This window comes from Brevundimonas olei, from assembly GCF_037055245.1.
Taxonomy (GTDB): Bacteria; Pseudomonadota; Alphaproteobacteria; order Caulobacterales; family Caulobacteraceae; genus Brevundimonas; species Brevundimonas olei.
Genome location: NZ_CP146369.1, coordinates 382,063 through 394,882, shown reverse-complemented (window position 1 = coordinate 394,882; position 12,820 = coordinate 382,063). Strand labels below are relative to the sequence as shown.

The window sequence follows — 12,820 nt, the reverse complement described above, 5'->3', positions numbered from 1 at the left end:
ATAGCTAAATGCCGACTTCCAGGTCCGACTTGAAGCTTGCGAATGGCTCGGCGTCGTGGATTGATCGGGTTTCAATCAGGAGAAGCCGATGCCCGGCGAAGCACAAGCCATCCTTGGGCTGTTGATGATCACGGTGCCCATTGGAATCTACACCTTCTATGCGAAGGCTCGCAGTGAAAAGCTCGGCCGAATGATAGAGGAGATAGAAGCTGCCGAAGCGCGGGAGCGAGAGGCTGGCTTCTGTCCGACCTGCCATCGGCCGATGGCTGAGTAAAATCCAGCCTGATGATACGGTAGAATCAGACGTCGATCTGAGCTGGCAGTCGGCGTAACAGCTCGTCGAAAAGAGCCCGTTCATCGACCCCCACGGCTCGTGCAATGGCGACGAAGTCGATCAAGTCGAGGCTCCGTTCCCCAGTCTCGATCTTGTGCAGGTAAGTATGATGCTTCTTGCCCAACCGCTCACTGACAGCGCGAAGGCTGAGACCTTTCAGCTCCCGTTGCTCGCGTAGGAGCTGCACCGCAGCCCGATGCGCTTCTGATGAAACCCATTTGCGCATTCGCCAGCCTTCTCAGTTCGAGAAGGTTGGGCTAAGTGATCAGACAGATGTCCCCAGATTGGGGACTAGTGGGGTTGTCAGTGTCGGATCTTGAAGTGAAAAGAAGGGGTGCGGCTCGGACGCTTCATGGCAAGTCGCCAACGCCACTGTCCGAGTTCTTAGATAGCCGGTGGTCCTCTCTGGGCTTAACAAACGCCGAGTGCGTAGATCGCCTAGGCGTGAGTTCCCCAAACATCATCAGCATGTGGCGGACAGGTCAAACGCCAGTGTCCTTAGCCCGCATCCCGGGTCTGGCGAGCCTTCTCGGCGTCGAACCCGTTGCCCTCTATCACCTGTGGCTCGCTTCTCAGCGCGATCGCGGTAAGGACGTTCCTGCAGACTTCGTCGATTTGCTTCAGAGGCGCACCGTCTCGGCCAACGAATCTGAGGTGATTGATGCTCTTCGCATCGCTACCAAGAACACCGACCCGGTATTCCGCGCGGAGGAAATCGGCAAGGTGGTCGCCGCGCTCCAAGGATCATGAGTCTTGCCTGATGCGGCCAAACACAGCGCGTCTGCGGCGCGGCAAACTAACTGATACGAACCATGTTCACAGCACTCCTGGCGTCACTCGCCATCGTCTCCGCTACCTCCACCTCGTTCACCTTCGAGGACCGCACTCCCAAGCAGCTCGTCGAAGAGTTCGCCGGCTACTGCATGCACGACGGTTCGGTTGTCTCGATGACCGACAGTCAACTGGTCTGCGAGGTCAACCTGACCCGCACCCAGAAGGTGAACTACCTGTTCCGTAACTTCCGGCAGCGATCCTACACGGACCAAGTCCGCCACATCGTGACCTTTACGGCGATCCCGTCGGGAGAAGGATCGATCGGTCAACTCCGCGAGCATGTCGAGGCTCAGATCGGCTCCCAGACTCGCACCTCGGAGCTGGACATGAATCGACGCGGCTCGTCGAATATCGTGATGGTCAATATGGGCGGCGTCCCGAACTGAGATGAAGCCGGGCGGCAGAAGCCAGAACCAGAAGATCTAAAGTCAGATAAGGTCGCTCCGAAACAGAATAGGACCGACCTAATGAACACATACAACCTTATCACTCTACTCCGAGATCAGGTCTCCGGAATCGAACCCATCATCTGCAACGATCAACAGGACGCCGTCGCGTTCTCCTGCGGCGTCCTAACCGAGCGCACCAAGGCTCATGGTGAGATGTATGCGAACCTCGGGGTTCGCTGGATGGTTGAAGAAGGCGAGCGCTTCTTGGGTGACGCCACGGTCCCTGCCGGACGGAAGGTCGGCACCTGGAAGCTCGCCTTCTCCGGAGGCCAGCCGAAGTTGACCTGGGCGGACCATATTCCGGGCTGACGCCGCTACGCACGTCTGCTACGCATAACGTTCACAGCGTCGCTTTTCGATCTAAGTTATTGCGATAGTTCTTGGATTTCGGGTCAGGGGTTCGACTCCCCTCGGCTCCACCAGGGCATCTCCGCGAAATCGTTGAAGACCACCGTCTTTGGGCGCGGCGCCGACGCGCGCGTCAATTCTCACGATAGAAGTTGCAATACCAGTCGACGAAGCGGGCCACGCCCTCCTCCACCGGGGTCGAGGGGGCGTAGTCGAGGGCGGCTAAGGTCTCGGTGACGTCGGCCTCGGTGTCGGCCACGTCGCCGTCCTGCATGGGCATGAGGTTCAGCTTGGCCTTGCGGCCCAGCTTGGTCTCCAGCACCTCAATGTAGCGCATCAACGGCACCGGACGGCCTGCACCCAGGTTCAGGATGCGCCAGGGGGCGACGCCGCTGGTGGCGGGGTTGGGGGCCGTCGCATCCCACGTCGGATCTATGGCGGCCGGGCGGTCGAGCGCGGCGATCACGCCGGTGACGATGTCGTCGACATAGGTGAAGTCGCGGCTCATCCGGCCCTCGCCATAAACGTCGATCGGCTCGTCCTTCAGGATGGCGCGAGTGAATTTGAACAGGGCCATGTCCGGACGGCCCCACGGTCCATAGACGGTGAAGAAGCGCAGGCCCGTCGCCGGAAAGCCGAACAGGTGGGCGTAGGAATGGGCCATCGCCTCATTGGCCAGCTTGGTAGCGGCATAGACGGTCAGCGGATGATCGGCGGACTGGCGCACCGAGAACGGCAGGGCGCGGTTGGCGCCGAACACCGAACTGGTCGAAGCGAAGACCAGATTATCCGCCCCGACCGCGCGGCAACCTTCCAGGATGCTGAGGAAGCCGACGACGTTGGAATCGACATAGGTCTCGGGCGCTTCCAGGCTGTAGCGAACGCCCGCCTGGGCGGCGAGGTGGACCACGCGGCGGGGCTGGCGCTCAGCGAACAACGCGGCGACGCCCGCGCGGTCGGCCAGGTCCAGCGTGTGATGGCGATAGTTCGGATGAGCCTGAAGCTGGGTCAGGCGCGCCTGCTTCAGCGCCGGATCGTAATAGGCGTTGAGGTTGTCCAGACCGATCACGCGCTCGCCCCGCTCCAGCAGACGCCGGGCGGTGTGGAAGCCGATGAAGCCGGCGGAGCCGGTGACCAGGACGGGATCGCTCATGATCGGCTGCGATAAACGGTCGCGCGGCCGGACGCCAGCGTCAGCGCCCTAGGGCAGGGCCTCAGCGACTTCGGGCGACGGCGCCAGCAGCTGGGCTGACAGGTTCAGGCCTACGCCCGCGATCAGGCAGGCCGCCGCCGCGAGCAGCATCAGACGCGTGGCGCCGGCCCCCGGCGCCAGCGGCCGGGCGAACAGCAGAACCAGCAGGGCGACGAGGGCCAACGCGCCCGGCAGATCCATCCCGACGCCCAGGAAGACGAAATGACCGATCCCCAGCAGCCAGGCCCCGCCCAGCAAGGTCGCGACCGCGCCAGGCAGGAGGCTGACCGGCCGCGTCAGGCCCGGGTCGATCAGGGCCGCCAGGGCCGCCGCCGCCGCCGCCAGCAGCACCGGCCAGACGAACAGCAGGGCCGCCTCGGGCGCCGCGCCCTGCAAGGCGCAGCCGAAGACGAAGACAGTGGCGATCAGGCCCAGCCAGCCGCCCCAGGCAGAACGCTCGGCCTGTCCCGGCCACAACGACAGGCCGACGGCAACGACGCCGAGCGCCAGCATTACCGGGCTGAAGCCGCCGACGATCAGAACCACGGCGGTCAACAAGGCGAACGCCCCGCCGATCACGCGCGGCCGCGCCCGGCGCGCGCCGCTCAGCAGGACCAGCGCCAGGGCGAGCGCCGCCAGCGCCGCTCCCGCCTCCATCCACGGCAGGCGGCGCAGCAGGGTGTAATAGACGTCCGGCGAGGCGGCGCGGTTCGACATCGGCCCGGCCAGCAGACGCGTGGCCTGCAACAGGATGACGCCCCCGGTCAGGAACCACAGCCCGTCCAGCACGCCCAGACCGACCTGCCCCGCCGTCAGCCCCGCCCCGCGCCGCGCCCGCCAGGCCGCGAAACCGCCCAGGGCCGCCGCCAGCGCCAGCAGGATCCAGCCCGTCCCTTGCGCATGGGCGATCACCCAGCGGCCGAAGACGTCGGCATAGACCAGGTTCTCGCCCTTGGCCGGCAGGCTCGGCGCGCGCAACAAGGCGTCGGCCGCCTCCAGCGCCTGAGAGCCCAGATGCTGCACCGCGCCCCGGTCCAGATTGGCGGGCGTCGCATTTGCGGCGTGATACTGGTCGGGACGACCGATGAAGGCCAGGTTCAAACCGCCGATCCCCCGGTCCTTGGGCACGGTGAAGTCGGTGCCGTTGGGCATCCGCTCATACATGAAGGCGGCGATGGAGGTGGCGGTGGTCCCGCCGTCGGCTTTCGCCGCGGCACGGCGGAACAGCTGGACCGTCGGCCCCGCCTCGCGCCCGGTCTCGAACATGGCGGCGCGGCCGCCGCCGCCGCGCGCCTCGAGATTGACCACGGCCCCGATGCGGTCGCGCAGGGGATGGCCGCCGAAGAAGACCCGCGCCCCGTCCAGGCCCAGCTCCTCCGCATCGGTCAGCAGGACGACCAGGTCACGCTCGGCCGGGCCGCGCGCCTGGATCGCCCGCACGGCCTCCAGGATGGCGGCCACCCCGGCTGAATCGTCGGCCGCGCCGGGGGAGCCGACCACGGTGTCGTAATGGGCCATCAGCATGACGGCGGGCTGGCTGCGGTCTTTTCCGGGCAGGACGCCGATCAGGTTGATCGCCTGATTGTTCGCCGCGCCGGGATCGCCGCCCGCGCGCTCCAGCCGCTTGACGGCGGCGGGCGACAGCGGGCCGGCCTGCTCGCTGACCTGAAGCCCCAGCTGCGTCAGGCGGTCGTTCAGATAGGCGCGGACCCGCGCATGTTCGGGCGAGCCGACCGGGTGAGGCGCGCGGGCGATCTGTTCGATGTCGGTCATGGCCCGCGCGGCCGAGAAGGCGACAGCGGGCGCGTCGGCCGGTCGAGGCTTCGGCGCCTGGGTGGTCCATACCGCCAGCAAGAAGGCGAGCGTCAGCGATCCGAACAGCAGGGCCAGCCGCATGAGAGATCCTCCCCGATCCAAGCGGCAGTAGGACCAAGCCCGAGCGGAATGGCAAGAGGGCGGCGGCGGGTCTCCCCGCCGCCGCCCTCCCGATCCGCCGTATCGGCTTAGAAGCGCTTGGACAACTCCACGCCGTACATGCGCGGCTCGTTGACGAAGGCCGTCAGGTTGTTGAAGTCGATGGCGCCGATGACGTTGGCTTCGTCCGTGATGTTGCGGACATAGACGGCCGCCTCCAGACCCCGGTTCAGGTCGCGCCAGCCAGCGCGCAGGCCGCCTTCGAAGTTGGTGTCCTGACGGAACTCGACCGCCTCATAGAGGAAGAGGTTGAAGTCCTTCTGCATCACCCAGTCGGTCGAGGCGAACAGCTCCTGATCGTCGCCGATCGGGCGGACGTAGGACAGGGTCAGGTTGGCCGAATACTCGGGCGCCTGCGGGAAGGGGTTGCCGTCGATGTTGGCTCGATCCGTGCCGCCGACATTCACCATGGGGTCGGTGATGGTGCACAGGTGGTTGCCGCAGATGGCGACCAGCAGGTCCTTGTCCTTGATCTCCGTGTGGTTCCACGCCACGCCGCCGGCCAAGGTGAAGCCCGCGCCCAGATAGACGTCGCCGTCGATCTCCAGACCGTAGCCCTGCCCCTTGTCGGCGTTGATCAGGCGGTTGGAGTTGTCGATGCCGCCGATGGCCGTGAACTGCATGTCCTTGACGTCATACAGATAGGCCGTGGCGTTCAGGCGGGCGCGGCCGTCCCACAGGCGAGCCTTGAAGCCGGCCTCATACGACATGACCGTTTCCGAATCCGCCGTGGTCAGAACCGGCAGGTTGCGGCCCTGGATCGACGGACCGCGATAGCCGCTGGCCACGCGGGCGAACAGGTTCAGGCTGTCGTTGACCTCATACAGGGCGCTGACGTCCCAGCTGACCTGCTCGTCGCCGACCGAGACCTGGCCTTCTGCATTGGCGGGCGTGCCGACCACGATGCGGCCGTGATAGTCGCGGCTGTCGTCGGTATAGCGCAGGCCGCCGGTCAGCTTCAGAGCGTCCGTGACCTGATAGTTGGCCTGACCGAAGACCGACCAGGAGTCCGACTTCTGCACGATGTCGGTGACCTTGGTCGGCATGAGGCCGCCGACGCCGTCGAACGTGCCCGACACCAGATTGATGCGCTCGTCCCAGTAGAAGGCGCCGACCTGCCAGCCCAGACGGCCCGCGCCGTTCGAGGCCAGGCGCAGCTCATAGGTGTTCTGCAGCAGATCGCTGGACAGGGTGCCGGACTCGACCGGGAACGGAGTCTTGTAGCCTGCGCCCGTCGGCGCGCCCGCGGAGACGCCGCCGTCGATGTCGCCGTCGCCCTGGGACCAGCCCTGGAAGGAGCCGACCACGCCGGTCAGGGTCGCCGGGCCGAAGTCATAGGCGACCTGCAGCGACTGCGAGGTGGTCTTCTGCTTCTGGAAGTTGTTGCGGCCGCCGTCATACCAGACCGTGTCGCGATCGAAGTTGTCGTTCAGCTTGTTCGAGCCCTTGGTCAGGACGTTGGCGCGGTTCATCGTGCCTGTGCCTTCATAGTCGCGCGCCTGCAGGGTCAGCAGGGTCGAGAGACGGTCGGTCGGGGTCCAGGCGACGTGGATGCGGCCCGCCACATCGTCGAAATTGCCCAGGTCCTTGCCGTCCTTCTTGGCGAAGGGGGCGTCATAGGCGTTGTTGATCCAGTCGTCGCGGTGGTTCCACAGGGCCGCCACGCGCACCGACAGCGTATCCGACGCCGGCAGGGTCACGGCCGCCTCGGCGCGGGTCGAGCCATAGTTGCCGTAGGTGATCGAGCCGAAGCCGGTGAACTCATCGCCCGGCTTGGTGGTGTCGATCTTGATCACGCCGGCCGGGGTGTTGCGGCCGAACAGGGTGCCCTGCGGCCCGCGCAGCACTTCCAGCTGCTTCACGTCGAACAGGGGGAAGCCCTTCAGATAGACGCTTTCCAGAACCAGTTCGTCCATCACCATCGACACTGGCTGAGACGCCGTGAAGTCGAAGTCCACATTGCCCAGGCCGCGAATGTAGAAGCGCGGGGCGTAGCGGCCGTTGGAGCTTTCGACCTGCAGGCTGGGCACGCGGCCCGACAGCTGCAGGATGTCGCCGCCGCCGGCGTTCACGGCGTTCAGCGTCTCGGTGTTCATCGCCGTGACGGCGAAGGGCACGTCGCGGATGCTTTCGCTGCGGCGCTGGGCGGTGACGACGATGTCGCCGACGGCGGCGGCCTGATCGGCCTGGACATCGGCGGATTGCGCCAGGGCCGGCGTGGAGAGCAGCAGGGCCAGACCGCTGGCGGAGGCGGCGAGAACCGAGAGACGCGTCATCGAGATATCCCCTTCTTGATGATCTTGGGTGGGTGAATTCGCCGCAGCCCCTAGGCCCGTAGCGTCGCGGGTTCCAGCGCCGATGCGGGCTGGTGCATGAACCTTTCGCGACAGGGACACAGACCGCAAGAAACCGCCGTTCGATTCACGCGTCGCCGTAGCGCGACATTGTGCGCCGCAACAGGACGTGCCAAGCAGACCGGCTGCGCCTTCCTCCGGGGCTCCCGATGCGCGAAGCGCGCGACCTGCCGCAGGAGACGCCCATGCCCCTCGCCGCCCCGTCCCGTCGCCGATTTCTTGCCGGCGCCGCCGCCCTGCCCCTGGTCGGCGGAACCGCCGCCCTCGCGCTGGATCAGTCGCCCGCCGTCATCGGCCGCGTCCTGGCCACGTCCGACCTGCACTCCGCCTATGAGCGCAGCGCCCAGCTTCTCGCCGCCTTGCGCGCTGAGGTCCGCAGCCGACCGGTTCCGCATCTGATCGCGGTCGACGGCGACATCTTCGAGCATGGCAACGTCGTGTCGGTGCGGTCCGAAGGCGCGATCGACTGGGCCTTCCTGGCCGCCCTGCCCTCCATCGCCCCCACCGTGGTCAACCTGGGCAATCACGACAACGACCTGATCCCCGACCTGCATGAGGTCGTGGAGCGGATGCAGGGCCTGGGGATCACCGTCCTCAGCAACATCGTCGACGCCCGCAACGGCCGACCCTACGCCCCGGCCGCGACGGAGTTGACCTTCGGCGAGCGCCGTCTGCGCATCGCCGGCTTCGGCACGAATTCGCTGAACACCTATCCCAAGGCCAGTCGCGACTGGCTGTCGATCCCCGATCCGACCGAATGGGCCAACGCCCATCTGTCGTCGCTGCTGGAGGGTGCCGATCTGACGCTGGTGATGAGCCACGCAGGCGTGGCGGGCGACCGCGGGATGCTGGCCGCCCTGCCCGACGGCGCCCTGATGATCGGGGGACACAACCACCTGCTGTTCCAGGAACCGCTGGGGCGCGGCCTCTACGCCCACACCGGATCGTGGAGCAACGCCTATACCGCGGCGGACTATCTCAGCGATGGAAGCGTGCGGGCCCAGTCGCGCACCGTCGCCCTGGACGGCGCCGCCGACCCGACCCTGGCCGTCCTGATCAGCACGACCCTGGACCGGCATCTGACCGCACAGGAGCGCGCCGTTCTCGGGACCAGCCCGACCGCCCTGTCGCTGGGAGACACCGGCCGCGCCGTGGCCGCCGCCTTCGCCCGCTTCGCCGGGGCCCAGGCGGGCTTCATCGGCCACACGACGCTGGGGACGGGTCTGTCCGCCGGGCCGGTCAGCCGCTACGCATTCGACGCCGTGGTGCGTTTCGACGGCAAGCTGATGGCCGCCGAGGTTCCGGCCTCGCGACTGGCCGAACTGACCGCCCTGGCCAACCAGGATCGGGTCATGCCCTTCGCCCGCCGCACCGGCGACTTCGTCTATGGCGCGGTCGAAGGAATCGAGGGGCGCGAGACCGTCCGCATCGTCACCACCGACTGGTGCGCCCTGAACCAGCATGAGTATTTCGGCGTGACTGATCTGGCCTTCGCCGAGGTTCCCGGCCCCGGCGTCAAGGCCGTCGCCGCCCAGGGCCTGCTGTCGGTCGCCTGACGGCTCAGACGGTCTGACGGCTCAGGCGGCGCGCCGTGCGGCGGCCGCGCTCTTCACATAGAGGCCCTTGCGTCCGGCCACCGGACGAAAGGCCACGCTGTCGCCGTCCGGCCGCTCGTCACGCCCCAGGAACAGGCAGCCATCGTCGACCATCCGCCGCTCCAGCCCGTCCAGCACCCGCGCGCGGCGTTCCGGCGCCATGTCGTCCAGGACATTGCGGCAGAAGACCACGTCGAACCGGCCCTCGTCGGCCGCCTCGTCCAGCAGGTTGGCGCGCTTGAAGGCGATGGCGGCGCGCAGTTCGGGCCGCGCCCGCCACTGATCATCGACCTGCTCGAACCAGCGCAGCATGGCGCGCGCCGACAGGCCGCGCTGTATCTCGAACGAGGTGTAGAGGCCCGACAGCGCCTTCTCGATCGCCTGACGCGACAAATCCGTAGCCTCGATCTCGACCTGGGCGCCGGCCTCGAGCGCGGCGATGGCCAGGGAATAGGCCTCCTGCCCGGTCGAGGCGCCGGCGCACCAGAGGCGCACCCGTCCGCCCGGGCGCGCCGCCGTCAGGGCGGGCAGCAGTTCGCGCTCCATCACCTCGAAGGCCGCACGGTCGCGGCGGAACCAGGTCTCGCCGTTCAGCAGGGCCTCGATCACGCTCCACCCCAGGGAGGCGACCGGGCGGCTCCACAGGCTGGCCAGCATGGCTTCGACGTTGTGATAGCCCTCGCGCCGCGCCACGGGCCCCAGCCGATGCTCCGCCAGCTGCATCCGGTCTCGGGTCAGCCGGAAGCCGGCGCGGGACGCCAGCAGGGTCTGAAGACGATCGAAATCCTCCGGCGTCATGACGGCGACTGCACCACTCCCACTTCGGCGAGCTTGGCCTGAAGGATCTCGCCGTCGAAGGGCTTCATAACATATTCGTCGGCCCCTGCGGACAGGGCTTCGGCGATTCGATCGGCCCGCGTCTCGACCGAACAGAACAGAACCTTGGGCGTGCGCCCGCCCGGCAGGTCGCGCAGGCGACGCAGGAAGGCCAGGCCGTCCATCACCGGCATCTGCCAGTCCAGCAGCACCACCTGGGGCATGGCCGCCTGGCAATAGTCCAGCGCCTCGGCGCCGTCGGCCGCCTCGGCCACGTCAAAGGACAGGTCCTCCAGGATGCGGCGCGCCACCTTGCGGATGATGCGGCTGTCATCGACGATCAGACAGGTTCTGGGATCCACAGGGTCTATTCCCGTTTGGCGCGAGATCAAAACCACGCTCACGCCATAGTCGTTCAGGCGGGTTAACGGAGCGTTGGCTAGACGAACGCGGGTTGCTCACTAGCGCCCGGCAAGCGCGCCATCAAGGCCACGCGGCCCTCTTCAGCCGCCAGGTCCAGCCGCCCGCCCGCCTCGCGCGCCGTCAGCCACAGCCAGTAGGGTTGGATCCACTGCCCGGCCAGCCCCTCGGTCAGCCGCTCGCCCTTCAGGCCGACCACGGCCTCCGGCTTGAGCCGGGCGCGGGCGCCCTCGGCCGATCCGACCAGAAACAACTGATCGCCTTCCCGGCGGACGGTCACCACCGCCGCCCCGCCCATCGGCAGGGCCGAAACGGTCAGATAGGCCAAGTTGATCAGGGTCCGCGCCTGGATCTTGGAGAAGGTCTCATCCCCTACGCGCCAGTCCAGCGTGGCGCGCCCGCCGTCGGTCAGACCCGCGACCAGGCCGTGCAGTTCGGCGCCGGAAAACTGTTCGCTGCTGGTCGCGGCGCCGAAGGCCACCCGGGCGAAATGCACCAGGGCCACCATCTTGGCCGCGCTCTGACGGATCAGGCCCAGGGCGTCGTCGCGCATGTCCTGGGCGCCGGGATCGTCCAGCAGGTCCAGCCCCGACATCACGGCGCCGGCCGGGCTGATGAAGTCGTGGCACAGCTTGGCGGCGATGAAGGCGGCCAGTTCGGCGCCGTCCACAGGCAGATCGGCGGCGGGTAGGGAGGCAGGGTCGTCGGAAACAGTCATGGCGCACAAGGTTTCGAAATGGTTAAGGCCAAGGTGGCCTGATTTGCCGGTTCGTTAAACCGGCCGCATGGTCTATCCAGCCCTTCATGACCGCCTCCGCCTACGCCGACCTTGAATCCGACCTCGTCTCCGGCCGCCTGGCCGAGATCATCGCCGACATCGCCGAAGAGGCCGCCCGCCTGATCCTACCCTACTGGCGGGCCGATACGGCCGTGGAGACCAAGGCCGACGCCAGCCCCGTGACCGAGGCCGACCGCGCCGCCGAGGCCCTGATCCTGGCCCGCCTGGCCGAACATTGGCCCCAGGTCGAGGCCGTCGCCGAGGAGGCCGTCGCCGCCGACGGCACCCCGTCGTCGGTCGGTACGTGGTTCTGGCTCATCGACCCGCTGGACGGCACGCGCGGGTTCGTCCAGGGGCGCGAGAGCTATTCGGTCAACATTGCCCTGATCCGCGGCGACGCCCCCGTGGCCGGCGCGGTGACGGCCCCGGCCCTGGGCGTCAGCTGGCGCTCCGCCGCGCCGGGCCAGGGCGCGCTGCGCCGCGCCTTCGGCGAGCCGTGGAAGACGATCCGCGTGCGCGAACGCCCCGCCGACGCCGTCGCCCTGGTCAGCCACAGCATCAGCGACGAGGACGCCCTGCGTCTGGCCGCCCGCAACGGCTGCACCCAATGGCAGGGCATGGATTCCTCGCTGAAGTTCTGCCTGATCGCCGAGGGCCGCTTCGACGCCTATCCGCGCACCGGCCCCACCAGCGAATGGGACACCGCCGCCGGCCAGGCCGTGCTGGAGGCGGCGGGCGGCCGCGTCCTGGCCGAGGACGGCCGTCCCCTGGCCTACGGCAAGCCCGGCTTCCTCAACGGCCCCTTCTCCGCCATCGGCGCCTGAAGCCGATCAGGCCGAGGCGTCCACCCGCGCCATCTCGATCTGTGCCGAGAGGCCGGCGGGCAGGTCTCGTTCGGGCACGCTCGCCAGGTCTTCCAGATGCGCCCGGTCCCTGGGCCGGATCAGCACGCTGGCCACCGCCGGGTCCGCCAGGGCGTAGGCCAGGCAGATGGCCTCGCCGGTCCATCCCGGCGTCCGGTGCAGGAAGGCGAAGGAGCCCGGCCGCTCCAGATCGGCCTCGCCGCGCCCCGCGCCCCAGCCGCCGAACAGGCCCCGCTTCTTCGCCCCGCCCGCATCGGCGGCGCGGCGCTCGGTGGCCAGGCTTTCGGGAAAATAGTCATATGCGAACAGGCTCATCTCCCGATCGCGCGCGGCCTTCATGCGCGAGCGCACCTGCCAGGGCACATTGGCGTGAAAGGGGGTGAACAGGACGTCGAACGCCCCGGTCGAGACATAGAGATCCGTCACCGGCTCATCGCCCGACACGCCCAGCATCCGCACATACTCGGCCTTCCGCATCGCCTTCAGGGCGGTCAGGGAGGTCTGGGGCAGCTCATCCTCGGCTGGGCGATCCAGCACCGCCATGTCGAACCACCCCAGGCCCGAGGCGTGCAGCCCCTGTTCGATCGAACGGCCCAGCCTCTCGGCCGAGAAATCCCGGTCGGCGCCCAGGGTCGTGCTGACCCACACCAGCCGCCGCTCGACATGGCCCAAGGCCTCGCCGACGGCCTGAAGCAGCATCGGGTCCAGCCGCTCCAGATGATAGGCGTTCACCCCCGCCTCGAGCCCGGCGAACACCAGGTCGCGGACAGGGTTCGGCCCCCGCGCCGCCGCCTCGGCCCCCAGGCTGAGCGTCAGACTGGAGACCGCAGCCCCCGAAGCGCCGAAGGGGCGGTAGCGCATGG

Annotated in this window: 14 protein-coding genes; 6 read left to right on the top strand and 8 right to left on the bottom strand. The window is 67.9% G+C overall.

The window, feature by feature from the left end; translation table 11 throughout:
• Positions 1–88: 88 nt before the first annotated feature.
• On the top strand, positions 89–274 hold the full coding sequence (locus tag V8J38_RS01930; protein ID WP_338577683.1) for a hypothetical protein: 186 nt from the start codon (positions 89–91) through the stop codon (positions 272–274).
• A gap of 25 nt (positions 275–299) precedes the next feature.
• Here V8J38_RS01930 and V8J38_RS01925 read toward each other — a convergent pair whose 3' ends face one another.
• Positions 300–560 carry a helix-turn-helix transcriptional regulator gene (locus tag V8J38_RS01925; RefSeq protein WP_338577682.1) on the bottom strand — a complete coding sequence of 87 codons (261 nt, stop codon included), beginning with the start codon at positions 558–560 and terminating at the stop codon, positions 300–302.
• Positions 561–826: 266 nt separating this feature from the next.
• Between V8J38_RS01925 and V8J38_RS01920 the strand changes: the two genes are divergently transcribed.
• From V8J38_RS01920 to V8J38_RS01910, 3 genes are all read left to right on the top strand, one after another.
• On the top strand, positions 827–1,084 hold the full coding sequence (locus tag V8J38_RS01920; protein ID WP_338577681.1) for a hypothetical protein: 258 nt from the start codon (positions 827–829) through the stop codon (positions 1,082–1,084).
• Between the two features lie 62 nt (positions 1,085–1,146).
• Positions 1,147–1,554, top strand: coding sequence for a hypothetical protein (locus tag V8J38_RS01915; RefSeq protein ID WP_338577680.1), 408 nt, complete (start codon positions 1,147–1,149; stop codon positions 1,552–1,554).
• Between the two features lie 81 nt (positions 1,555–1,635).
• Positions 1,636–1,926: a hypothetical protein gene (locus tag V8J38_RS01910; RefSeq protein ID WP_338577679.1), complete on the top strand. Its 291-nt coding sequence runs from the start codon at positions 1,636–1,638 to the stop codon at positions 1,924–1,926.
• Between the two features lie 172 nt (positions 1,927–2,098).
• Here V8J38_RS01910 and V8J38_RS01905 read toward each other — a convergent pair whose 3' ends face one another.
• The 3 genes from V8J38_RS01905 to V8J38_RS01895 form a co-directional block, all read right to left on the bottom strand.
• On the bottom strand, positions 2,099–3,118 hold the full coding sequence (locus V8J38_RS01905) for an NAD-dependent epimerase (protein WP_338577678.1): 1,020 nt from the start codon (positions 3,116–3,118) through the stop codon (positions 2,099–2,101).
• Positions 3,119–3,166: 48 nt separating this feature from the next.
• On the bottom strand, positions 3,167–5,053 hold the full coding sequence (locus V8J38_RS01900; RefSeq protein WP_338577677.1) for a M20/M25/M40 family metallo-hydrolase: 1,887 nt from the start codon (positions 5,051–5,053) through the stop codon (positions 3,167–3,169).
• A gap of 107 nt (positions 5,054–5,160) precedes the next feature.
• The gene (locus V8J38_RS01895) at positions 5,161–7,407 is read right to left on the bottom strand and encodes a TonB-dependent receptor (protein WP_338577676.1); all 2,247 of its coding nucleotides are present in this window, start codon (positions 7,405–7,407) and stop codon (positions 5,161–5,163) included.
• A gap of 263 nt (positions 7,408–7,670) precedes the next feature.
• On the opposite strand from V8J38_RS01895, the gene V8J38_RS01890 reads away from it, so the two are divergent.
• The gene (locus tag V8J38_RS01890) at positions 7,671–9,041 is read left to right on the top strand and encodes a metallophosphoesterase (RefSeq protein ID WP_338577675.1); all 1,371 of its coding nucleotides are present in this window, start codon (positions 7,671–7,673) and stop codon (positions 9,039–9,041) included.
• A 21-nt stretch (positions 9,042–9,062) separates the two neighbouring features.
• Here the strand turns inward: V8J38_RS01890 and V8J38_RS01885 are convergent, their stop codons facing one another.
• The 3 genes from V8J38_RS01885 to chpT form a co-directional block, all read right to left on the bottom strand.
• Positions 9,063–9,878, bottom strand: a complete 816-nt coding sequence (locus tag V8J38_RS01885) for a protein-glutamate O-methyltransferase CheR (protein ID WP_338577674.1) — start codon at positions 9,876–9,878, stop codon at positions 9,063–9,065.
• Positions 9,875–10,258: a response regulator gene (locus tag V8J38_RS01880; RefSeq protein ID WP_291780002.1), complete on the bottom strand. Its 384-nt coding sequence runs from the start codon at positions 10,256–10,258 to the stop codon at positions 9,875–9,877. The genes V8J38_RS01885 and V8J38_RS01880 overlap by 4 nt, the downstream gene beginning before the upstream one ends.
• Positions 10,259–10,335: 77 nt before the next feature.
• Entirely contained in the window at positions 10,336–11,034 is a 699-nt protein-coding gene (chpT, locus tag V8J38_RS01875; RefSeq protein ID WP_338577673.1) for a histidine phosphotransferase ChpT, read from the bottom strand.
• Between the two features lie 86 nt (positions 11,035–11,120).
• Here chpT and cysQ point away from each other — a divergent pair, with 86 nt between their 5' ends.
• Positions 11,121–11,918, top strand: a complete 798-nt coding sequence (gene cysQ, locus V8J38_RS01870; protein WP_338577672.1) for a 3'(2'),5'-bisphosphate nucleotidase CysQ — start codon at positions 11,121–11,123, stop codon at positions 11,916–11,918.
• 6 nt (positions 11,919–11,924) lie between these two features.
• Here cysQ and V8J38_RS01865 read toward each other — a convergent pair whose 3' ends face one another.
• Complete coding sequence (locus V8J38_RS01865; RefSeq protein WP_338577671.1) at positions 11,925–12,818, bottom strand: aldo/keto reductase; 894 nt, start codon at positions 12,816–12,818, stop codon at positions 11,925–11,927.
• Between the last annotated feature and the right edge of the window lie 2 nt (positions 12,819–12,820).